This is a genomic window from Streptomyces caniscabiei (assembly GCF_014930365.1).
Lineage (GTDB): Bacteria > Actinomycetota > Actinomycetes > Streptomycetales > Streptomycetaceae > Streptomyces > Streptomyces caniscabiei.
On sequence record NZ_JABXWI010000022.1, the window covers coordinates 90,013 to 112,494 of the forward strand.

Genomic DNA, 22,482 nt, shown 5'->3' on the forward strand with positions numbered 1-22,482 from the left:
ACCTCTGTCCGTGCGAGCGGACGGAAGCGATGGACGGATGACCAGGGGGAGGTCAGGTGACATTCACGCCGGAGGGCAGCGCGGCACCGACGGCACCACCCACGGGCCCGGGCCCCGCCGTGCCGCCCCGGGCCGCACCGTCGAGGACCCCCGTGCCGCCCCCGGCCCCGGACGGCGGGCCGCCCCGCCGCACGGCGTTCGCCGAGGGCGTCGACCAGTTGCGCGCCGCTGCGACGACCGAGCCAGGCCGGCTGCGCATCATCGGCGCCGTCCTCGCCCTCCTGGTCGTCACGTTCGGCGCCGTCACGGCCTGGCAGATGAACGACCGCGCGGCCGCCGCCGACGACGTGCTCCACGGCAGCCAGCCGCTCAGCTCGGCCGCCGCCGAGATCTACAGCTCGCTGGCCGCCGCCAACACGGCGGCCTCCAGCGGGTTCCTCGCGGGCGGGCAGGAGACCCGGGAGTCGCGTGAGGACTACGAGCGGGAGATGGGGGAGGCCGCGAGACAGCTGGCCCTCGCCGCGACCGCGTCGAAGTCCGGCTCCGACTCCGAGGAACGCATCGCCAAGCTGAACGCCCTGCTGCCCGAGTACAAGGGCCTGGTCGAGCGGGCCCGCGCCAACAACCGGCTGGGCTACCCCCTGGGCGGCGCCTATCTGCGCTACGCCAACGACAAGATGCAGGGCATGCTCGACGAGGCGCAGAGCATCTACGACAACGAGAACGAGCGGCTCCGTGACGACTACGCGGAGGCCACGGCGTACCCCTGGGCCGCGCTCGGCCTCGGGGTCCTCGCCATCGGCGGCCTCGTCTGGGCCCAGCGGCGCAACTACCGGCGCACCAACCGGGTGTTGAACCACGGCATGGTCGCGGCGACGGCCGCCTCCACCGTGGTCCTGCTGTGGCTGGCCGGCGGCCACACCGTCGCCCGAGCGGGGCTGAACGACTCCTACGACCACGGCGTCCGGTCCATGACCGTCCTCAACGACGCGCGCATCGCCTCCCTCACGGCCCGGGGCAACGAGAACCTGACCCTCATCAGCCGCGGGGCGCAGTCGATCGAGATCGAGGACGACGGCCAGAAGAAGAACGTGGACGAGTTCGACCACAACTTCGGGATCGAGATGCGCAATCTCGAGGTCAAGCTGGCGGCCGCCGAGAAGCTGGCCGACGACAGCAGCGGCGCGAAGCCGGTGAAGGCCGCCGGCCTCGGTATGGACGAGTGGCTGAAACGGCACGAGAGGGCCCGCGCCGCCGACGACAAGGGCGACTACCAGTGCGCTCTGGACCAGGTGATCGGCGGCAGGTCCACGACCGACTGCCCGGACGGCGACAAGCCGACCGGCGAGTGCTTCGACGAGGTCGACACGAACCTCGGCATCGCGAGCGACTACGAGAAGCGGGAGTTCACCACGGCGGCCCGGGGCGGCCGTGACGCGATGCTCGGACTTCCCGTGGGCGCCGCCGTCCTGGCGGTGCTGGGCGCGGCCGGCGCGGTGCTGGGCATCGGGCGCAGGCTGTCGGAGTACCGGTGACGGCGACGGGAGGAGACTCGGTGGAAGGAGGAGCGATGAATGCGATGCGACGCCTGCGAGCCGGCCTCAGGGGCTGGGGCGGCGTGGGCGCCATGGCGGTCCTCTGCGCCCTGACCCTGGTCTTCGCCCTGGTGCTGCCGGTGAAGGGCACCCGCGGCGACGGCGCGACAGGCACCGGCGGCCCGGGCGTGGTCCGGGGCACGCAGGCGCGGGCGGACGACTGCGAGGAGAAGGGCGATCCGGAGAAGCGGAGCCTGCGGCCCTCGTCGAGCGCCTCCGGCGACGCGATCGAGCGGATCCGGAAGAACGACGTCATCACGGTCGGCGTCGACCAGAACAGCTACCGCTGGGGCTACCGCGACCCGAACAGCACGAAGGACGAAGCCGTGCTGGAGGGCTTCGACATCGACATAGTGCACCGCATCGCCGAGGAGATACTCGGCGACCCGAACAAGGTGCGCTTCCGGGCGATCCCCACCAGCCAGCGCATCCCCCTGTTGCAGAAGAAGGAGATCGACATGGTGGTCCGCACCATGACGATCAGCTGCGACCGTCTGAAGGACGTCGCCTTCTCCCAGCCCTACTTCAGGACGGGTCAGCAGGTCCTGGCCCCCAAGTCCTCGACGATCAAGGGCTATGACAAGACGCTGGCGGGCAAGAAGATCTGTACGGCCGCCACTTCCACCGCCCTGTCCACCCTGGAGGCCGGCCGGACCTCGGGCAAGCTGCCCGCCACCGCCGACATCTCCCTGACCGTCCCCAACCAACTCGACTGCCTGGTCAGGCTCCAGCTCGGCGAGGTCGACGCCGTGGTCACCGACGGAGCCCTCGCCGCCAGCCAGGCCGCGCAGGACCCGACGGTCGACCTCAAGGGCGCGCCGTTCACGACCGAGTACTACGGAGTGGCGATGAACCGGGACGCGGATGATCTGGTACGCCGGGTCAACCAGGTGCTGGTGGACTATCTCAAGGACGGCTGGCAGAACTCCTACGACAAGTGGCTGTCCGGGACTCTCGGCGACAACTCGGGGCAGTCCCGGCCGCCTTCCCCCCAGTACAGCGACTGACGTACCGGGACCGACGTAAGAGGACCGGGTTCAACTGACGGACACCGACAGCAGCGAGAGGTGATCGATGGGCGTCGCGGGATCCACCGGGCCGGTGATGGACCGGGACGAGGTGGACCGTGCGCTCGCGCGGCTCGGCGCGGAGCACGAGGCCATCGAGACCTCGCTGCTCGCCCTGCAGGACCACGCGGGCCGCAGGCTGCTCGAAGGCGCCGCGCTGACCGGCGTCACCAAGGAGCGCTGGACCGCCGCGGACGCGTCGATCACGCTGCTGTGGGCCTACTTCGACGCGTACACGGACGCGTTGCACAGCGCCCGGGAGATCCGTTCGCGACGCCGCTGGTCCAGCCGTGAGGACCTGGTGGAGCTGACGGAACTGCTGCGCGGCGAGGCGGTCACGGTCGCCGGCTCCGCGACGGCCATGGCGAACGCGCCGACGCTCCAGGGCACGACCCGGCTCAGCGAACAGTTCTCGCTGGTCACACTCGTGGACCGGATGAACGACCTGTACGCGTCCTCGCTGGACATGGTCGTGGCCGCCGACGCGGTGTGGTCCGCGCTGCCCGCCAGAATCGATCTCCTGGCCGCCGAGCTCCAGCGCACCCGTGGGCTCGCGCACTCCGTGGGCGTACGCCCCGGCGAGCACCCGGCCGGCGACGACCTGGAGCGGATCACCCGCACCCTGACCCGCCTCCGTGAGCGGGTCGTCTCGGACCCGCTGGCCTTCTGGGTGCCCACGCCCGGCAGTTCGGCGCCCGGTGGCGGCCGCCCGGACACCTCGACGTACGACCGTGAGGCACGGGCCCTGGAGGACGTGCGGCGGGAGATCGACGCCGTGCTGACGGTCCGGCAGGACGCGGAGGCGCGACTGCTGAAGCTGCGGGACGTGCTCAGCCGCGCGGACCGCACGCTCGCCGAGGCGCGCAGCGCGCGCGGTGAGGTGCTGGCGAAGATCGCCGCGACGGAGGTGCCCGTGGTGAGCGGTCCGCCGACGGTGCTTCAGGAGCAGTTGGCGATGGCGGCGGAGTACCGCAGACACGCGCAGTGGCACCGGCTCTCCCCGCTCCTGGAGTCCCTGGAGCAGAAGGCGGACGACGAACTGCTGCGGGCCCGCGAGTCGTTGACGGCCGTGACCGCGCCGCTGGCGGTCCGCGCGGAGCTGCGCGGCCGGCTCGACGCGTACAAGGCGAAGGTCGCCCGGCACGGCTTCGCGGAGGACTCGCTGCTGGTCGAGCGGTACGACGCTGCGCGGCGCATGCTGTGGAGCGCCCCGTGTGATCTGCGCGTCGCCGAGATGGCGGTGCTGCGCTACCAGCAGGCGGCCACCGAGCTGCTGGGCCAGTCGGTACCGGCCCAGCCCGCGCCCCAGGACCGGAGGGAGGAACAGCAGTGAGTCAGACGGAGGAGAGCCCGGCGGGCGAGGAGACGGCGCGGCAGTCGTGCCAGCGGCCCGGTTGCTCGGGTGCGTACGAGGACGTGGGCGGCGGCGAGCTGTACTGCGACGAGTGCGGTCTGGCGCCGGTCGTCTCGGCGAGCGGCATGGTCAACTCCCCGCCCACCGGCATCACCGGGGGCGGCAGGGGCTCGCGCGGCTCCGGTTCCGGCAGTTCGCGCTCCTCGCGCACGTCGGCCCGGTCCTCGCAGTCGCGCCGCTCGGTCTCGGGCCGGCTCTCGCGTGCCCTGTCGGGCCGGTCGACGGGCCGCTCGGTGTCGGTGCGCAGCTCCGGCAAGACCGCCGGCACCTCGGGGCGGGCGCGGCTCGGTGTGGGTCTGGTCCAGGTGCCGGACGTGCCGCGTCCCGACCCGCGCTCGATGGTGCTGGAGACCGCCGAGGTGCCCGAGCGGAAGCGGTTCTGCTCGCGCTCGGACTGCGGGGCGCCGGTCGGCCGGGCGCGCGGTGACCGGCCGGGGCGCACGGAGGGCTTCTGCACCAAGTGCGGCCACCCGTACTCCTTCGTGCCGAAGCTGCACTCGGGCGACATCGTGCGCGGCCAGTACGAGGTCGTGGGCTGTCTGGCGCACGGCGGTCTGGGCTGGATCTACCTGGCCATAGACCGGGCGGTGTCGGACCGCTGGGTCGTGCTGAAGGGCCTGCTGGACACCGGCGACCAGGACGCGATGGCGGCGGCGATCTCCGAGCGCCGCTTCCTCGCCGAGATCGAGCACTCCAACATCGTCCGCATCTACAACTTCGTCGAGCACCTCGACCAGCGCACCGGTTCGCTGGACGGGTACATCGTCATGGAGTACGTCGGCGGCAAGTCGCTGAAGGAGATCGCCAACGGCCGCCGCACGCCGGACGGGCGCCGCGATCCGCTGCCGGTGGAGCAGGCGTGCGCGTACGGCATCGAGGCTCTGGAGGCGCTCGGTCACCTCCACAGCCGCAACGTCCTGTACTGCGACTTCAAGGTCGACAACGCGATCCAGACCGAGGACCAGCTCAAGCTGATCGACATGGGCGCGGTGCGCAGGATGGACGACGACGAGTCGGCCATCTACGGCACCGTCGGCTACCAGGCCCCGGAGGTCGCCGACGTGGGCCCGTCGGTCGCCTCCGACCTGTACACGGTCGCCCGCACGCTCGCGGTCCTCACCTTCGACTTCCAGGGCTACACGAACGTCTTCGTGGACTCCCTGCCCGACCCGGACAACATCGAGGTCTTCCGCCAGTACGAGTCGTTCTACCGGCTGCTGGTCCGGGCCACCGACCCCGATCCGGCCCGCCGGTTCGCCTCCGCGCAGGAGATGTCGGAGCAGCTGACGGGTGTGCTGCGGGAGGTCGTCTCCCTCCAGACGGGCCGGGCCCGGCCCGCCCTGTCGACGATCTTCGGCCCCGAGGTGAAGGTCACGGACACGGAGCTGTTCGCCAAGCTGGACGGGGACGTGTCCCGGCTGGGCACGCGCCGCGACAAGCCGACCACCAGGAACGGTGGTTCGTCTTCCGGTTCGCCTTCCGGTTCGCCTTCCGCCACGCCCGCCCTGCTGACCGCCGGCGCGGCCGTCCCCGCCCGGCTCACCCGGCAGCTCGACACCGCCGCCGCGGCCCTCGCGCTGCCCGTCCCGCGCGTGGACCCGGGCGACCCGAACGCCGGGTTCCTCGCGGGACTGATCACCTCCGCGCCCACCGAGCTGATCACAGCGCTGCACGCGGCCCCCAGCGGCTCCCTGGAGCTGCGGCTGCGCGAGCTGCGGGCCCGCCTGGAGATGGCCGAGTTCACCATCGCCCTGGCCACCCTGGACGCCCTGGAGCGGGACCACCCCGACGACTGGCGGGTGGTCTGGTACCGGGGCGTGGCCGCGCTCGCCACCGGCGACCACGAGAACGCCGCGCTGTCCTTCGACGCGATCTACGACGCCTTCCCGGGCGAGCCGGCCCCCAAGCTGGCCCTCGGCCTGTGCGCCGAGGTGCTGGGGCAGCTGGACAACGCCGCCGAGTACTACCGCCTGGTGTGGACGACCGACCCCAGCTTCGTCAGCGCCGCGTTCGGGCTCGCCCGGGTGCGACTGACCGCCGGGGACCGGCAGAACGCCGTCCGGACCCTGGAGTCCGTGCCGGAGGCGTCGATCCACTACACCGCCGCCCGGGTCGCCGCCGTACGGGCCCGGCTCAGACACCGCGCGGACGCGACGCTCGGAGCCGAACCGGCGCCGCCCCCGGCCGGGACCGACGAAACAGCGCAGGGCGCCCCGTTCCTGGACGATCTGACCGCGGCCGCCGGGCAGGTCGAGGCGCTCGGCGGGTACGGTCTGGACGCGGTGCGCCGCGAGCAGTTGTCCACAGAGGTCCTTGGCTGCGCCCTGGACTGGGTACTCTCCGGAAGCCGGGGTGCCGCGCCCCCGACCGGCGAGCGGGTCCTGCTCGGCAGCACGCTGGACGAGCGCGGCCTCCGCTTCGGACTGGAGCGGTCGTACCGCACACTGGCCCGGCTCGCCCAAGGCGGCGAGGAGAGGATCGACCTGGTGGAACGTGCCAACCGTTACCGCCCCCGGACGTGGGTGTAGTTGATGTCGCAGATGCCCCAGCCGACCGCGCTGACGAAGTGCCCGATCTGCGAGTGGCCCCTCGCCTCGGACGACCGCTTCTGCGGTGCGTGCGGCCATGACCTGTCGGCGGTCCCCGCACCGCCGGCGGACCATCCGACCCTCACCATGAACGGGACGGCGGCCGCCGCGCCCGACGAGGCCGGCTCCGTGGACTGGCCCGTCGCCTCCGAACCGAGCACCGACACGCCCCCGCCGGTGGTCCGTCCCACCGACATCCCGGGCACCGACTCCGGCGGCGGCGAACTGCCGGGACCGGGCCGGGGCGTACGGTTCGACCGGCCCCGCGAGCCCGACGAGTACCCGCTGGCCGCGCCCCAGCCGCCGGACCCGCGCACCACCGACCTCGCCACCCCCGCGGCCGGTACGAAGGTGTGCGTGGCCTGCCGCGCGGGCCGCGTCGACCGGGACGGCTACTGCGAGAACTGCGGACACGCCCAGCCCCGTGAACGCGACCACATGGAACTGGAGTTGGGCGCGGTCGCCGCGGTCAGCGACCGGGGCCTGCGCCACCACCGCAACGAGGACGCGTTCGCGATCTCCTCGACCGCGCTGCCCGACGGCTCCCCCGCGGTCGTCGCGATCGTCTGCGACGGCGTGTCCTCCGCGACCCGCCCCGACGACGCCTCGCTCGCCGCCGCCCGCGTCGCCAACGAGACGGTGCTGGGCGCGCTGCCGCGCGGCACCCATCCGCAGCAGGCCATGCACGACGCGATCGTCGCCGCCGCGAGCGCCGTCAACGCCCTCGCGGAGGAGCCGGAGACGGCCCAGGAGCACGCCCCGCACCAGAACGCGCCGGCCTGCACCATCGTCGGCTCGATCGTCACCGCGAGCCTGCTCGTCGTCGGCTGGGTCGGCGACAGCCGCGCCTACTGGGTGCCGGTGGACCGCAGCGCGCCCCCGGCCCGGCTCACCGAGGACGACTCGTGGGCGGCACAGATGGTGTCCGCGGGACTGATGAGCGAGGCCGAGGCGTACGCCGACGAGCGTGCCCACGCGATCACCGGCTGGCTCGGCGCCGACGCGTACGAACTGGAGCCGCACACCGCTTCCTTCAAGCCGGACCGGCCGGGTGTAGTGGTGGTGTGCACCGACGGACTGTGGAACTACGCGGAGGCCGCCGAGGAGATGGCCGAGGCCGTGCCCCTGGACGCGGCCGAGCGGCCGTTGCACTGCGCGCAGGTCCTGGTCGGCCGCGCGCTCGACGGAGGTGGCCACGACAACGTAACAGTGGCGATCCTGCCGTTCCCGGCCCCTCCTCAGGGGGCAGGATCGGCCTGAGGGTGCGCGCGGGCCGGATGTTCGCGTGCGCCCCGGCGGCCGGACGGGAAGGGCCGACGGACCGGAGGGGACCGGTCCGGGTACGGGCACGCACAGTCATCACCCCACGCGCTGTGGGGCCGCTAGGGGGATCAGAGTAGGCATGGCCAATTTCTCGAAGTCGAACGTGCCGCAGTTCTCGGTCGAGGTGTACCAGAACGAGTACCTGCCCGAGGGCGGCCGTGAGGTGAACGCCATCGTGACGGTCAGCGCGACCGGCGGGGGGACCATCGGCAGCGCGGTCGCCGCGCCGCACCTGTACTCGCCCGGGCAGGGCCCGTCCGCCGCCGTGGCGCTGATGGTCGACTGCTCGGGGTCGATGGACTACCCGCCGACCAAGATGCGCAACGCCCGGGACGCCACGGCCGCCGCGATCGACACCCTGCGCGACGGCGTCCACTTCGCCGTGATCGACGGCACCCACGTGGCCCGCGAGGTCTACCCCGGCGGCGGCCGGCTCGCGGTCGCCGACTCCGCCACCCGGGACCAGGCCAAGCAGGCGCTGCGCAGGCTCAGCGCGGGCGGCGGCACCGCCATCGGCACCTGGCTGAAGCTCGCCGACCGGCTGCTCGCCTCGGCGGACGTCGCCATCCGCCACGGCATCCTGCTCACCGACGGCCGCAACGAGCACGAGTCCCCGGAGGACCTGAAGGCCGCGCTGGACGCCTGTGCTGGACGGTTCACCTGTGACGCGCGTGGAGTGGGTACCGACTGGGAGGTCAAGGAGGTCACCGGCATCGCCTCCGCGCTGCTCGGCACCGCCGACATCGTCGCCGACCCGGCCGCTCTGTCCGCCGACTTCACGCAGATGATGGAGACGGCCATGGGCAAGGAGGTCGCGGACGTCGCCCTCCGGCTGTGGACCCCGGTCGGCACACGGATCAAGTTCGTGAAGCAAGTGGCGCCGACGGTCGAGGAGTTGACCGACCGTCGTACCGAGGCCGGACCGCGCGCCGGGGACTACCCGACCGGCTCGTGGGGGGACGAGTCCCGCGACTACCACGTGTGCGTCGAGGTCCCGTCCGCCAACCTCGGCCAGGAGATGCTGGCCGCCCGTGTCTCCCTCGTCATCCCGCAGCCCGAGGGCACCGCGCAGAACCTCGGCGCCCAGGGTCTGGTGAAGGCCGTGTGGACCGACGACATGGTCGCGTCGACGTCGATCAACCCCCAGGTCGCGCACTACACGGGTCAGGCCGAATTGGCACAAGTCATCCAGCAAGGTTTGGATGCCCGTAAATCCGGAGATTTCGACGGAGCAACGGCCAAGCTGGGGCGGGCCGTTCAGCTCGCCAGCGCCTCGGGGAACGCGGATACTGCGAAACTGCTTGCGAAGGTGGTGGACGTGGTCGACGCGGCGACAGGTACTGTGCGACTGAAGGCGAAGGTCACGGAGGCCGACGAGATGACTCTCGAGACACGGTCGACAAAGACTGTTCGTGTAAAGAAGTAGCCGGAAACAGAGCAAGAAACACCCGGAAACACCGCTGCACTCGAGCCTGGCTCCCCCACCGGGGATCCGGCCGGTAGGCGGCCACACCGGCCCGTCGCGGCCACAGGAACCGGCCGTGAGGCCGGAAAGGAGAGGGGGAAGCGCCGACATGCCGACCTGCCCGAACGGACACCAGTCGGGTTCCGACGACTGGTGCGAGGTCTGCGGTCACCGTATGGCCGGTGCCGTACCCCCGCCGCCACCACCGCCGCCCCCGGGCGCCGGTTACGGATACCCGCCGCCCGGCTCCCCTCCCCCGCCTCCGGGCGGCCCCGGAGGGCCTGGGGGGCCTGGGGGCCCCGGAGGCCCTGGCGGTCCCGGTGGACGACCGCACCTCGCCGCCGAGCCGGAACTATGCCCGCAGTGCCGCACGCCCCGCGAGGGCGGCGCGCCCTTCTGCGAGGAGTGCCGGTGGAACTTCCTGACCAACACGGCGACCACGTACACCCCGGCCGCGCCGCGGCCTCCGGCGCCCGGACCGGGTCCGGGCGGCCCTGGTCCCGGCGGTCCCGGCCCTGGCGCCGGTCCGGGCGGCCCCGGCCCCGGCCCCGGCGGGAACCCTGCGCTCCGCTTCCAGCAGCCGCCTCCGCCGTCGTACGGCGGCGGTGACGGGTACGACTACCAGAGCTCCCGCCCCTCGCAGGTGAACCGTCCCGCCGAGCCGATCCCGTCGGGCCCGCCGTTCGGCGGCGAGCCGGGTCCGGGCGGGCCCGGAGGACCGGGCGCGAACGGCGGCTTCGGCGGTCCCGGGGGCCACGGCGGCCACGGCGGTGGTCAGGGTCCTGGCGGCCCCGGCGGCCCTGGACGCCCGGGTGGTCCCGGCGGCCCGTCGGGGCAGCCGGGTCCGGGACAGTCCGGTCCGTCCGCGTTCGGCGGGGATCCGTCGCGCCCCGGCCCCTCGGGCTTCGGCGGTGACCCCTCACGCCCCGGCCCCTCGGGCTTCGGCGGCGATCCCTCACGCCCCGGCCCTTCCGGCTTCGGCGGCGACCCCTCACGACCTGTCCCGCCGCCCCCCGGGCCTACGCCGGGCGGGCACGGCGGACCGGGTGGACCGGGTGGACCTGGCGGGTCCGGCTTCCCCGGCGGCCCCGGACCCGGTGGGCCGGGCGGTCCCAGTGGTCAGGGTCCTGGTGGTCAGGGTCCCGGCGGCGGTCCGGGTGGCGGTGGAGCACCGCAGGCGTTCCAGCAGGCGGGCGCTCCCGCTCCGCCCGGCTTCCCGCAGGAGACCCGGCGACCGCAGCCCGGAGGTCCCGGCGGCCCCGGTGGTCCCGGTTCCGGGGGCGGCCCCTCGTTCGGCGGTGACGACGACTGGGTGATCTCCCCGCCGTCGACCGGCCCGGGCGGACCCGGTGGCCCCGGCGGTCCCGGCGGCGCGGGTGCTCGTCCGGGTGGCTACGGCTACCCGCAGCCCGGTGCCACCCAGGCCCCGCCCGGCCCCGCGTACCCGCAGGCGCCGACGACCTGGAGCGCGACCATCGGCCCCGACCGCGACTACTTCATGGCGATGATGCAGCGCTCGGGCCCCGAGGCCGCCGGCCTGAACCTGCCCGCGTACTCCCCGGAGCAGCGGCGCGCCCTCACCGGCAACCAGATCACCATCGGACGGCGCCGCCACTCCACCGGCGACACCCCCGACATCGATCTCTCGGTCCCGCCGGAGGACCCGGGCGTCTCCCACCAGCACGCGGTCCTGGTGCAGCAGCCCGACGGCAACTGGGCGGTCGTCGACCAGAACTCCACGAACGGCACCACGGTCAACGGTTCCGAGGACCCCATCCAGCCCTTCGTGCCGATCCCCCTCCAGGACGGGGACCGGGTCCACGTGGGCGCGTGGACGACGATCACGATCCGCCGGGGCTGACCCGCCCCGCGGCAGTACACCGACTCAGGGCCGACCGAGCACATCGGTCGGCCCTGAGCCGTGGGCGCCCGCCCCGGGCCCGGCCCCGGTCACGGCAGCGGCCAGGCGTACGCCCCCTCCGGGTCGTCCAGCCAGGCCCAGGCACGGTCGCCGCGGACCGTGATGCCGTAGCGCTCGCGGGACGGCATCCCCTCACGCTGCCACAGGGCGAGCGCCTCGTGCGGGTCGAGACTGGCCGCCGTGAGGGCCAGCAGGAACCGGAAGAGCTCGTGGTCCCTGGCCCGGTGGGGCAGCCCGCCCAGATGCGGATGGACCGCTTCCGGCTCGCTGCCCCCGCGCAGGGGCACGAAGTACGCGGAGGTGTGCAGGAAGCGCCCCTCCGCGTGCTCGGCGTCCTCCACCCGCAGCCGTACCAGTCCCGTGGCCAGCGGCGTCAGGATGCGCGCGCCGGGGGTGCACTGGGCGAGCCAGGCGCGCGGGATCGAGTGCAGCGTGCAGGTCGCGATGATCCGGTCGTACGGCGCCCGCTCGGGCACCCCGCGCGCCCCGTCCCCGGTGACGACGGTCGGGTGGTATCCGGCGGCGGCCAGATGCCTGCGTGCCGCCTCCGTGATGTCGGCGTCCAGATCGACGGTCGTGACCAGGTCGTCCCCCAGCCGGTGCGCGAGCAGAGCGGCGTTGTACCCGGTGCCGGCACCGATCTCCAGCACCCGGTCACCGTCCTCCACCTCCAGCTCGGCCAGCATCTTCGCCATCAGCGACGGCTGACTGCTGGAGGAGATCAGCTCGCCGTCCCGCACCCGCGTGGCGAGCGGCGTGTCCGCGTAGGCGCCCCGCACCCAGCGTGCCCGCCGCCTGGGGTCGCGTTCCTCGCCCCACAGCCGCTCGAAGCCGCCCATGACGCCCACGTAGTAGTACGGGACGAAGAGATGCCGAGGGACGCTCTCGAAGGCCTTCCGCCACTGCGGATCGGCGTCCCACGCCCCGCTCGCCTCGATCTCACGCACGAGCGCCGACCGAACCTCGGCAGCGAGACGTTCCAAGTCGTGGTCCACAGAGTGCGCGCCCATACCTCCACTGTGCGGCCGGACGCCCTGAGAGGCGAGCACCCCGGCCCGCGGGTCCGGAATCGCCCGGTCCACCCGTTTCGCGATGGTCCTACGCCTCAAGACCTCCGTCGCCGCGTCTGAGACCATGGGGAACGTGAATGAGATTCGGCGCGGCACGCTTCAGGAGCAGACCTTCTACGAGCAGGTCGGTGGCGAGGAGACCTTCCGGCGTCTCGTGCGCCGTTTCTACGAGGGCGTCGCCGAGGATCCGATCCTGCGGCCGATGTACCCCGAGGAGGACCTGGGCCCGGCCGAGGACCGCCTCACCCTGTTCCTGATCCAGTACTGGGGTGGGCCCACCACCTACAGCGAGAACCGGGGCCACCCCCGCCTCCGGATGCGCCACGCCCCGTTCACCGTCGACCGCGCCGCCCACGACGCCTGGCTGAAGCACATGCGCGACGCCGTCGACGACCTCGGCCTCTCCGAGGAGCACGAGCACACCCTGTGGAACTACCTCACCTACGCGGCCGCCTCGATGGTCAACGCCCCGGGCTAGGCACAGCCACGGCCGCCGCCGTCCTCAGCGGACGCTGACGCCCAGGGTCCCCAGTCCCGCCCTGCGGACGGCGATCGACCCGTACGGTGTGCGCAGCCGGAGCCACGCGCCGGACGAGAACAGTCCCGGCGTCGCCGTCCCGGGCGGGCCGGACGCGCGCGGGGCGCGGAGGAAGCCGAGCGACTGGGCCGCGTGCACGGCGCGCACCGGCAGCGGTGTGTCCCCGACCGTACGGGACCAGATCTCCCGTCCGATCCGGTCCAGTTCGGCCCGTGTCCGGTGTTCGGGCGGCAACTCCTCGGTGCGGGACCGGAATTCACGCACCGCGGCGGAGACCATCGCCCGGAGCGCGTCCGGCGCGGGCAACCCCTCCTCCGGGCGCCAGCCGCCGCGCGGGGGAAGCACCCCGGCCCACGGCGGTCCGGTCACCGCCGCCGGGACGGCGGCCGTGGCGCCGGCCTCGTCGATGGACTCCAGCAGCTCACCGGCCGACACGGTCACGTCGAGCGTGGCGTCGAGGCCGTTCTCGTAGGGCTTGGCGAGGCGTACGGCCCGGATCGCCAGGACCTCGAAGGACGGCGGCCGGCCGAAGACGGCGAGCGCGGTGCCGGCCGCCTGGAGGCGCACCGCGGCTCCACGGTCGTAGTGGAGCAGCCGGGAGAGGAAGGCCGCGAGATCCGCGGCCTCCCCCTCGTCGGCGAGGTGGAGCACCGTCATGCGGCGACGGCCTCTTCCTCGTCATCCCTGTACTCCTCCAGGAACTCGCGTTCCTCGGAGGTGATCCGGCGGGGCCGCTGGGTCGCGAAGTCGAACGGCACGATCACCGTCGAGGCCCGGACGTAGACCTGGTCCGGGTCCTTGACCTCGTAGGTGATCGTGAACGACGCCGCTCTTATCTCCGTGACCCACAGCTCGACGTCCACCGGCTGGTGCCGGTGGACCAGCTGCCGCTTGTAGTCGATCTCATGGCGTGCCACCACGGACCCCTGCTTGAAGTCCTTCTCCGGGCGGAACAGGAAGTCGATACGGGCTTCCTCCAGGTAGCGGAGGAAGACCACGTTGTTGACGTGGCCGTACGCGTCCATGTCCGCCCAGCGCAGTGGGCAGCGGTAGATGTGCCGCAAGATCGATCAGCCCCGGGTCAGCTTCTTGTAGGTGGCGCGGTGCGGACGGGTGGCGTCGGCGCCGAGTCGCTCGATCTTGTTCTTCTCGTACGACTCGAAGTTGCCCTCGAACCAGAACCACTTGGACTCGCCCTCGTAGGCGAGGATGTGCGTGGCCACCCGGTCCAGGAACCACCGGTCGTGGGAGACGACCACGGCGCAGCCGGGGAACTCCAGCAGCGCGTTCTCCAGCGACGACAGGGTCTCGACGTCGAGGTCGTTCGTCGGCTCGTCGAGGAGCAGCAGGTTGCCGCCGAGCTTGAGGGTGAGCGCCAGGTTGAGGCGGTTGCGCTCACCACCGGAGAGCACCCCGGCCGGCTTCTGCTGGTCCGGGCCCTTGAAGCCGAACGCGGACACGTACGCACGGGAGGGCATCTCGACCTGGCCGACGTTGATGTAGTCCAGTTCGTCGGAGACGACGGCCCACAGCGTCTTCTTGGGGTCGATGTTCTCGCGGCTCTGGTCGACGTAGGAGATCTTGACGGTCTCGCCGACCTTGATCGAACCGGAGTCGGGCGCCTCCAGACCCTGGATCATCTTGAACAGGGTCGTCTTGCCGGCGCCGTTCGGGCCGATGATGCCCACGATGCCGTTGCGCGGCAGCGTGAAGGAGAGGTCGTCGATGAGGACCTTCTCGCCGAAGGCCTTGCTGAGGTTGTTGACCTCGACGACCACGCTGCCCAGACGCGGGCCCGGCGGGATCTGGATCTCCTCGAAGTCCAGCTTCCGCATCTTGTCGGCCTCGGCGGCCATCTCCTCGTAGCGGGCCAGACGCGCCTTGGACTTGGCCTGACGGCCCTTGGCGTTGGAGCGGACCCACTCCAGCTCTTCCTTGAGCCGCTTGGCGCGCTTGGCGTCCTTCTGGCCCTCGACCTTGAGACGGGTCTGCTTGGTCTCCAGGTAGGTGGAGTAGTTGCCCTCGTAGCCGATGGCGCGGCCACGGTCGAGCTCCAGGATCCAGCCCGCGACGTTGTCGAGGAAGTACCGGTCGTGGGTGACGGCGACGACGGTGCCGGGGTACTTCGCGAGGTGCTGCTCCAGCCACTGCACGGACTCGGCGTCCAGGTGGTTGGTGGGCTCGTCGAGCAGGAGCAGGTCGGGGGCCTCGAGCAGCAGCTTGCACAGGGCGACGCGGCGACGCTCACCACCGGACAGGTTGGTGACGGGCCAGTCGCCGGGCGGGCAGCCGAGGGCGTCCATGGCCTGCTCCAGCTGGGTGTCCAGGTCCCAGGCGTTGGCGTGGTCCAGGTCCTCCTGGAGCTTGCCCATCTCGTCGAGGAGCGCGTCCGAGTAGTCGGTCGCCATGAGCTCCGCGACCTCGTTGAAGCGGTGGAGCTTGCCCATGATCTCGGCGGCGCCGTCCTGCACGTTCTGCAGGACCGTCTTGGACTCGTCCAGCGGCGGCTCCTGGAGGAGCATGCCGACGGTGTAGCCGGGCGACAGGAACGCGTCGCCGTTGGACGGCTGCTCCAGACCCGCCATGATCTTGAGGACGGTGGACTTACCGGCACCGTTCGGGCCGACCACACCGATCTTCGCGCCGGGCAGGAAGCTCAGCGTGACGTCGTCAAGGATGACCTTGTCGCCGTGCGCCTTGCGCGTCTTGCGCATCGTGTAGATGTACTCAGCCAAGAGAAACCGTCCGGCAACTTGAGATCTGGCAGTGGGCAGTACCACCCATCTTGCCGCACGGCCAGCCCTCGACGGAAACCGGATGGTGAGCCCCCCGGACGAGCGACGCGGCCCCGGGGCCGGGGCCGGGGCCGGGGCCGGGGCCGGGGCCGGGGCCGGGGCCGGTGCCGGTGCCGGTGCCGGTGGAGCATAGCGGGGCCGCGTCGGGCGCACGCGTCACTGCGCGGTCACTCACTGTTGAGTTACCAAGGAGCTCCACCTCTGACGTTCCTGGCCGTCCTCGTAAGGTGCTCGCCCGGCGCGCGCGTCCGGCTCTCTCCTCAGGGGTTGCGCTTGCGGATGACGACCATCACCGCGCCACCGATCACGACCAGTCCGATGGCGATGCCGCCGATCACCGGGGTCGCGCCGGAGCTGCCGGTCTCGGCGAGGTCGGTGCCGGTGTCGGTCACCGTGCCGCCCGCGACCGTCGCCGGGCTCGGCTCGCTCAGCGTCTGGACCGAGTCACCCCCCGCACCGGCCTCGGTCTCGGTGCGGCAGTCGAGCACGCCCCGGAACTGCTTCGCGTAGCCGCCCGGCCCCTCGATCGTGAAGTCGTACGCCTGGTCCTCCTGCAGCGGGATCGTCACCGTCCGGGTCTCCCCGGCCTCGATGGTGTACGTGATCCCCATCAGCTCGAAGGTGAAGGGCTTGTCGCCCTCGTTGGCGGCCGTGATGTCCAGGCCGCCCTCGGCGCAGTTCTTCTCGGCGGACAGTGCGGGTATGGCGCCCTTCTCGGCCCAGTGCGCGGTCGCCGTCGCGGAGACCGTGGACTCGCTGGAGCCCGCGAGGATCTGGGTCTGGCTCCGGGTCTCGGAGGCGAAGGCACGGCCGACGGGCACGGTGGTCGAGGCCTGCACGGTCAGTTCGGCCGTGCCGTCCGCGGCGTCCTCGGGCAGCTCGAAGTACAGCTCGCTGCCGTCACCCGCCGAGGTCACGGCCTCACCGTCGGCGTCGACGACCTGGACGCCGTCCGCCGTCACGTCCGAGGGCGGGGTCACGGTCACACCGTCGGCGTTGGTGTGCACCGTGACCGGGCCGAGCCGCTCACCGGCCCGTCCGGAGACCGCCGGTGGATCGAGGGTGAGGGAGGCGGCCGGCTCCGCCAGGTTCCGCGCACTCTTCTCCAGGTAGTCGGCGAGCTTCTCGGCCTCCGGGTCCAGGGCCGTCACGTCGGCCCCGTCGGAGTACCGCCAGATCGCCACCTGCGTGCCGGTCGCCGCGTCCTGCTCGGTGAGACCCTGGGCTCCGGCCTTGCCGGCGAGCGCCGCGAGGTCGTTCACCTGCGGGTAGGAGTTCTGCAGGATCCAGCGGATCCTGCCCGCGTCCTTGTTGGCTCCCAGCGAGGTGCCGCTCCAGGGGGTCTCCTGGTACGTGGCGTCCTTCTGCGTCGGGTTCTGGACGTCGACACAGTAGGTCCGCAGGGTGCCGCCTCCGTCGACGAACATCTCGAACAGCCCTGCGGGCAGCTGCTGTTCCTGGCCCTCGTCGGTACGGAGCACGGCCGTCCCGTACGTCTTGAGGCCGCCCATGGTGGCGGTCGCACCGCCGGAGCTCTGCGGTGCCTCGTCGGCGACGGCCGGGCTCGCGGTGGCGATCGCACCCGCGACGACGAGACCGGACGCGAGCGAGACGGCGGCGGTACGGCCGGCCTTTCGCCTGCGTGCGGCCCACCCGGACCGACCGGAGATCGACACCGAGAACCAAGAAACCACAGAATTTCCCTTCGAGCAGGACCCGTTGATGTGGGGGGTGTGGTCCCACCAGCAGAATCAGAAGCCCCGTGAGCTATGCCCGGCATCCTAGGGATGCGGCGCACCGCTCTTCCCAGTCGTATCGTCGGACAACCGATCCGAATCGGAATCGTTATCGGGTGCACAGCTCACGAACAGCACTTATCGACAAATCAATGAGGGGCACACACAGGCCTTTCACAGAGCGTTCGCCGATGAACCACGACCGGAACCCGCACTGCGAGGTCGGGGTCTGAGGTCACGTCACACCGACCGGTTCCGGGCGGAGTTCGGTACCCGTGTGGTCGAGCCGGCTGCCGGGCGGCGGGGTCTCCCAGGCCGGCTCCGGCTGCGACGGGGACGGGGCGGTGATCGACGCATCGCCCCTGGGCGTCCGACGGAACGCCGACGTCCCCCGCGACAGATCATGGCCGACGGCGACCGCGTCGACGTCGGCCGAGACCCGACTCTGCCCGTCGCGCTGTTCGGTGCGCACCTTCAACCGCCCGTGTACCACGACCGGATCGCCGAGCGCGACGGACGACGCCACGTTCGCGGCGAGCGTGCGCCTGGTCCACACCGTGAAGAAGTTGGTGTGCCCGTCGGTCCACTCGTTCTTCTCCCGGTCCCAGTACCGCGAGGTCACCGCCAGCCGGAAACGGGCCGAGGATCCCGTCGCCAGCTCCTTGCAGACCGGTTGGGTCGCCACGTTCCCCACCACGCACACCATCGTCTCGTTCATCTCGCGAACCCCTCCTTCACGCCGGCGGCGTCGGACGCCGGCGGCATCGGACACGCGCACGGGCCCGTCCCGTACGGCTGCTGCGTCCGTCGTGCGGCGGTGCTGTGATCGCCGCGTGTTCAGACTGCCGCCGTCGGGCCGAGCCCGCTGAGCCCTGTGCGCTACTCGCCGGTTGTGGAAAACCCCGTCACCCGAGGGGGTGAACCGCCCCTGCGGAAGCCGCCGATCACCCCACCGGCAGAGCAGCGCCACCGCGCCTCACCGCACGGGCGCCGCCCCCAGCACCCGTCCGTACTGCTCCCGCACCTCCCGGTACCGCAGCAGCTCGGCGGCCACCGGCTCCAGCACCCGCGCCCGTCCGCACCCGGCGGCGGCCTCCCGCAGCCGCCGTTCCGCCTCATCGCCGTACCGTCGCGCCGGACCGCGTGCCGCCAGCCGGCAGCCCCACTCGACGGCCGGACCGCCGACGATGCCGATCACCATCAGCAGCACCGGCACCCCGAGATTCGGTGCCATGAAGCCGATGATCTGCCCCAACAGCCACAGCCCACCCACGACTTGCACCAGCGTCATGGAAGCCTGCGCGAGCACCGCCGCCGGCCACCAGCCCGGCCGCGGCGGTCGCCCCGTCGGAGCCCCGGCCCGCACCGCCAGCTCGTCCAGCGCCTCGGGCAGCCCCTGCGCCCCCCGTACGGCCGCCTCGCGCACCGCCTGGGCCCAGGGCTGGGGCAGCCCTCTCGCCGCGCGCTCCGACAACGTACGCACGGCCTGCTCGACGCGCTGCCGTGCCGTGGCCTCCTCGTCCACGGGCGCAGACAGGGCGAGCCGCCCCGTCGGGGGCTCGCTCCGGCCCTGGTACCAGCGCCACAGCCGCAGCCAGGGCGTCCCGCACGCCCGGTTGGCGTTGCGCAGCCAGGCTCGCTCGGCGGCCTCGCCCGCAGCGGTGGCACCGACGGCGTCCGCGAGGCGCGCGGCGAACTCGTCGCGCGCCCGCTCACTGAGCCCCGCGCGCCGCTGATTGGCGTACAACGGCCACAGCCGCGCGGCCGCCGCGTCCAGATCGGCGCGGACCCGACGGGCGGGCGCGCCCCGCTCGGCCACGAACTGTTCCAGCGCGTCCCGCAGTTCGCCCACGCCGTCCCCCGTCAGCGCGGACAGCGCGAGCACGGCCGCACCGGGTTCACCGTGCTCCCCGAGCGCGACGCCGTCCTCGTCGAGCAGGCGCCGCAGATCGTCGAGCACCTGGTGGGCGGCCTCTCCGGGGAGCCGGTCCACCTGGTTGAGGACGACGAACATGACCTCCGCGTGACCGGCGAGGGGCCGCAGATAGCGCTCGTGCAGGATCGCGTCGGCGTACTTCTCCGGGTCCACGACCCAGATGACCGCGTCCACCAGCGCCAGGATCCGGTCGACCTGTTCCCGGTGCTGCACCGCCGCCGAGTCGTGGTCGGGCAGATCCACCAGGACGAGGCCGCGCAACTGCGCCTCCGCCTCCGCGCTCTGCAACGGCCGCCTCCGCAGCCGTCCCGGAATGCCCAGGCGGTCGATGAGGCTCGCCGCGCCGTCGCTCCAACTGCACGCGATGGGCGCGGCCGTGGTGGGCCGGCGTACGCCCGTCTCCGAGATCGCCACACCCGCGAGCGCGTTGAACAGCGTCGACTTGCCGCTGCCGGTGGCGCCCGCGATGGCCACGACCGTGTGCTGCCCGGAGAGCCTGCGCCGCGCCGCGGCCTCGTCCAGCACCCGCCCGGCCTCCGCGAGAGTGGTGCTGTCCAGCCGGGTACGGGACAGTCCCACCAGTTCCCGCAGCGCGTCGAGCCGCGACCGCAGTTGCCCGTCGTAGGCGAGCGGGACGACCGTCTGCGCGGCCGGGGCCCTGGTCTCCACCGCCGGCACGCGCTCGGCGGGCCCGGCCTCGGCGGCACGCCGGGCGATGAGCCCGTCGTCCCAGGGCTCACCGGACTCCGTCCCCGCGGCACCCGGTTCGGTGCGCGCGGACATGCCCGGCCCGTGTTCCGTACGGGCGGACATGCCCGGCCCCGGTTCCGTACGCGCGGCCACGTCCGCCTGCGTACGCGCGAACGCGTCCCCGGCGGCCATTCGGGACTCACGGCTGGACACGCCGCCGCCGGAACGGCCGTCCACGCGCGCGTGGCCGTCGTTCTCGCCGCTCCGCGGGCGCGCCTCACGGCTCGACGAGGCCGGCGGACCCGCGACGGTCCTGCCCCGCCCTCCGGCCGCACTCACTCCCTCGGCCCTCTCCGCCCGTCCCCCTGCCCTCTCCGCCCGCTGCTCGGCCCCGGTGACGAGGCCGTCGGCCCGGCCCCCGCCCTTCTCATCGACCATCTCGCCGACCTTCTTGCCGAACTCCCTGCCGGACCCCTGACGGGCCGGCCTGTCGTCGCCCTTCTCGGGGACGTCGTCCCCGGTCTGATCCGTGTGGTCAGTGACGGCGGTCACGGCGGTCACCTCTCCTTCTGCAGTACGGACAGGGCGGCGATGAGTCGGGCCTGTGGTTCGGGCTGGACGTCGAGGGCGTCGAGCGGGGCGAGCCGGCGGTCGCGCTCGGCGTCGAGAGCCCGTTCGAGATAGTCGGTGAGCAGCCGTCCGCCGCGGTCGCGCAGCCGTAGCGCGCCGTGCGCGCCGATCCGTTGCGCGAGCCCCTCCCCGGCGGACCGGGCCCGGCGGCCGCCGAGCAGGGCCGTGGCGCCCAGGGCGGCCACCACCTCCGTGTCCGGAGCGGTGCTCCGGTCGAGGTCGCGCACCTCCTCCTCGGCGTACTCCTCCAGGACACGCCGCCACCGCCGTACGGTCATCCCGATCCGGTGCTCGACGCTCTCCCCGCTCGTGTCACGCTCCGTCAGCCCGGCTGCCACGGCGGCCGGTTCGCGGCTCCAGGCCTCGCCGACGCGCTCGTCGGCGGCGGTGATCGCGCACACCAGCAGACTGCCGAGGCTCTCGACGAGGGCGTCGAGCAGTTCACCTGCGGTGCAGTCGAGGGGGTAACTGCGCCACCGCTTCAGGGCGTCACCCGCGAGCACGGCCCCCGCCTGCAGACGCCCCTTCACGCGCGCGTGCTCGCTGTCGTACGCCGAGTCGACGGCGGCGGTGAGCCGGAGGGCGGCGGAGTACTGCCGGGCCGCCGCGCTCGCCAGCTCGGGCATCCGGGACCGCAGCGAGTCGAGGACGCCGTGCGCGGTACGGGCCATGGCCTGGTGCCGGGCTCCGGGATCGGTCGCCTGCTGGATGAGCCAGGTGCGCAGCGGCGCGACGGCGGTGCCCGGCAGCAGCCCGCCGCCCCAGGCGGACTCGGGGAGTTCGGGGACGGTGAACCGGGGCACGTCGCCGAGTCCGGCCTTGGTCAGCAGCGCCCCGTACTGCCGGGAGACCTCGGAGACCACCTGGTGGGGCACCCGGTCGAGCACGGTGACCAGGGTCGCCCGGTGTTCCTTCGCGGACCGCAGCAGATGCCACGGCACGGCGTCGGCGTAGCGGGACGCCGTGGTGACCATCACCCAGATGTCCGCGGCGCAGATGAGTTCGGCGGCGAGTACGCGGTTGGCGGCGTCCAGAGAGTCGATGTCGGGCGCGTCGAGGAGGGCGAGACCGGGTGGGAGGCTGTCGGCGGTCTCGATGCGCAGGAAGCGCTCGCCGTTCCTGCCGCCGCCGTCGCCGTCGCCGTCCGGCGGGAACGCGTCGTCGCCCGGGTCCTGTCCGGGCTCCCGCGGTGGCGTCCACGCGCGCGTGAGGTTGGGCAGGATCCGCATGCCGCTGAACCAGTGGTGGTCCTCGGGATGGCAGATCAGGACGGGCGTGCGGGTCGTCGGCCGCAGCACGCCGGCCTCGCTGACCTTCCGTCCGACCAGGGAGTTGACGAGAGTGGACTTGCCGGCTCCGGTGGATCCGCCGACCACCGCGAGCAGCGGTGCTTCGGGTTGTCGCAACCGGGGCACCAAGTAGTCGTCGAGTTGCGCGAGCAGTTCGTCGCGGTTGGCACGCGCGCGCGGGGCCCCTGCCAGGGGCAGCGGGAAGCGCGCGGCGGCGACACGGTCGCGCAGGGCGGAGAGCGCGTCGAGCAGCTGAGGCCGTACGTCCAAGGTCACCACATGCGAAGAATGCCCAATTTTGTGGACTTTCTGAAGCATATAAGCACGTCTGCGCGCCGACAGGACACACGGGACGGAGGGGACGAGAGGGGCGCAGGCATAACGAGTGCACAACACCCGGGGTCCGAGGCGGCAAAAGAGGTGCA

17 protein-coding genes are annotated in these 22,482 nt (G+C 72.6%); 8 read left to right on the forward strand and 9 right to left on the reverse strand.

What is annotated here, in order from left to right; genetic code table 11:
• Positions 1-56: 56 nt before the first annotated feature.
• The 3 genes from HW837_RS40765 to HW837_RS40775 all read left to right on the forward strand — a co-directional run bounded on the left by HW837_RS40765 (position 57) and on the right by HW837_RS40775 (position 3,995).
• A complete protein-coding gene (locus HW837_RS40765; RefSeq protein WP_177262008.1) occupies positions 57-1,535 on the forward strand; it encodes a hypothetical protein in 1,479 nt (492 codons plus the stop codon).
• 35 nt (positions 1,536-1,570) lie between these two features.
• Complete coding sequence (locus HW837_RS40770; protein WP_193381093.1) at positions 1,571-2,602, forward strand: glutamate ABC transporter substrate-binding protein; 1,032 nt, start codon at positions 1,571-1,573, stop codon at positions 2,600-2,602.
• Positions 2,603-2,669: 67 nt separating this feature from the next.
• Complete coding sequence (locus HW837_RS40775; protein ID WP_093790851.1) at positions 2,670-3,995, forward strand: hypothetical protein; 1,326 nt, start codon at positions 2,670-2,672, stop codon at positions 3,993-3,995.
• 1 nt (position 3,996) lies between these two features.
• Here the strand turns inward: HW837_RS40775 and HW837_RS50510 are convergent, their stop codons facing one another.
• Positions 3,997-4,332 carry a hypothetical protein gene (locus tag HW837_RS50510; protein WP_419583496.1) on the reverse strand — a complete coding sequence of 112 codons (336 nt, stop codon included), beginning with the start codon at positions 4,330-4,332 and terminating at the stop codon, positions 3,997-3,999.
• On the opposite strand from HW837_RS50510, the gene HW837_RS40780 reads away from it, so the two are divergent.
• From HW837_RS40780 to HW837_RS40795, 4 genes are all read left to right on the forward strand, one after another.
• On the forward strand, positions 4,310-6,604 hold the full coding sequence (locus tag HW837_RS40780; protein WP_419583495.1) for a serine/threonine-protein kinase: 2,295 nt from the start codon (positions 4,310-4,312) through the stop codon (positions 6,602-6,604). The genes HW837_RS50510 and HW837_RS40780 overlap by 23 nt on opposite strands.
• Positions 6,605-7,924 carry a PP2C family protein-serine/threonine phosphatase gene (locus HW837_RS40785; RefSeq protein WP_045557591.1) on the forward strand — a complete coding sequence of 440 codons (1,320 nt, stop codon included), beginning with the start codon at positions 6,605-6,607 and terminating at the stop codon, positions 7,922-7,924. It begins immediately after the preceding gene.
• 142 nt (positions 7,925-8,066) lie between these two features.
• Positions 8,067-9,413 carry a vWA domain-containing protein gene (locus tag HW837_RS40790; protein ID WP_045557592.1) on the forward strand — a complete coding sequence of 449 codons (1,347 nt, stop codon included), beginning with the start codon at positions 8,067-8,069 and terminating at the stop codon, positions 9,411-9,413.
• 148 nt (positions 9,414-9,561) lie between these two features.
• A complete protein-coding gene (locus tag HW837_RS40795; protein WP_193381092.1) occupies positions 9,562-11,313 on the forward strand; it encodes an FHA domain-containing protein in 1,752 nt (583 codons plus the stop codon).
• 89 nt (positions 11,314-11,402) lie between these two features.
• Here HW837_RS40795 and HW837_RS40800 read toward each other — a convergent pair whose 3' ends face one another.
• Positions 11,403-12,383: a methyltransferase domain-containing protein gene (locus tag HW837_RS40800; RefSeq protein WP_045557594.1), complete on the reverse strand. Its 981-nt coding sequence runs from the start codon at positions 12,381-12,383 to the stop codon at positions 11,403-11,405.
• A 124-nt stretch (positions 12,384-12,507) separates the two neighbouring features.
• Between HW837_RS40800 and HW837_RS40805 the strand changes: the two genes are divergently transcribed.
• A complete protein-coding gene (locus tag HW837_RS40805; protein ID WP_033526430.1) occupies positions 12,508-12,921 on the forward strand; it encodes a globin in 414 nt (137 codons plus the stop codon).
• 24 nt (positions 12,922-12,945) lie between these two features.
• Here the strand turns inward: HW837_RS40805 and HW837_RS40810 are convergent, their stop codons facing one another.
• The 7 genes from HW837_RS40810 to HW837_RS40840 all read right to left on the reverse strand — a co-directional run bounded on the left by HW837_RS40810 (position 12,946) and on the right by HW837_RS40840 (position 22,375).
• On the reverse strand, positions 12,946-13,638 hold the full coding sequence (locus tag HW837_RS40810; protein ID WP_045557595.1) for a DUF8185 domain-containing protein: 693 nt from the start codon (positions 13,636-13,638) through the stop codon (positions 12,946-12,948).
• Positions 13,635-14,045, reverse strand: coding sequence for an acyl-CoA thioesterase (locus HW837_RS40815; protein WP_045557596.1), 411 nt, complete (start codon positions 14,043-14,045; stop codon positions 13,635-13,637). Before HW837_RS40815 ends, HW837_RS40810 begins: the two co-directional genes overlap by 4 nt.
• A 6-nt stretch (positions 14,046-14,051) precedes the next feature.
• Entirely contained in the window at positions 14,052-15,716 is a 1,665-nt protein-coding gene (gene ettA, locus HW837_RS40820; RefSeq protein ID WP_045557597.1) for an energy-dependent translational throttle protein EttA, read from the reverse strand.
• Positions 15,717-16,036: 320 nt separating this feature from the next.
• A complete protein-coding gene (locus HW837_RS40825) occupies positions 16,037-17,470 on the reverse strand; it encodes a Cys-Gln thioester bond-forming surface protein (RefSeq protein ID WP_078853421.1) in 1,434 nt (477 codons plus the stop codon).
• Between the two features lie 277 nt (positions 17,471-17,747).
• Complete coding sequence (locus tag HW837_RS40830) at positions 17,748-18,230, reverse strand: single-stranded DNA-binding protein (RefSeq protein ID WP_045557598.1); 483 nt, start codon at positions 18,228-18,230, stop codon at positions 17,748-17,750.
• A 258-nt stretch (positions 18,231-18,488) separates the two neighbouring features.
• Positions 18,489-20,699, reverse strand: a complete 2,211-nt coding sequence (locus HW837_RS40835; RefSeq protein WP_193381091.1) for a GTPase — start codon at positions 20,697-20,699, stop codon at positions 18,489-18,491.
• Positions 20,696-22,375: a dynamin family protein gene (locus HW837_RS40840; RefSeq protein ID WP_193381090.1), complete on the reverse strand. Its 1,680-nt coding sequence runs from the start codon at positions 22,373-22,375 to the stop codon at positions 20,696-20,698. The genes HW837_RS40835 and HW837_RS40840 overlap by 4 nt, the downstream gene beginning before the upstream one ends.
• Between the last annotated feature and the right edge of the window lie 107 nt (positions 22,376-22,482).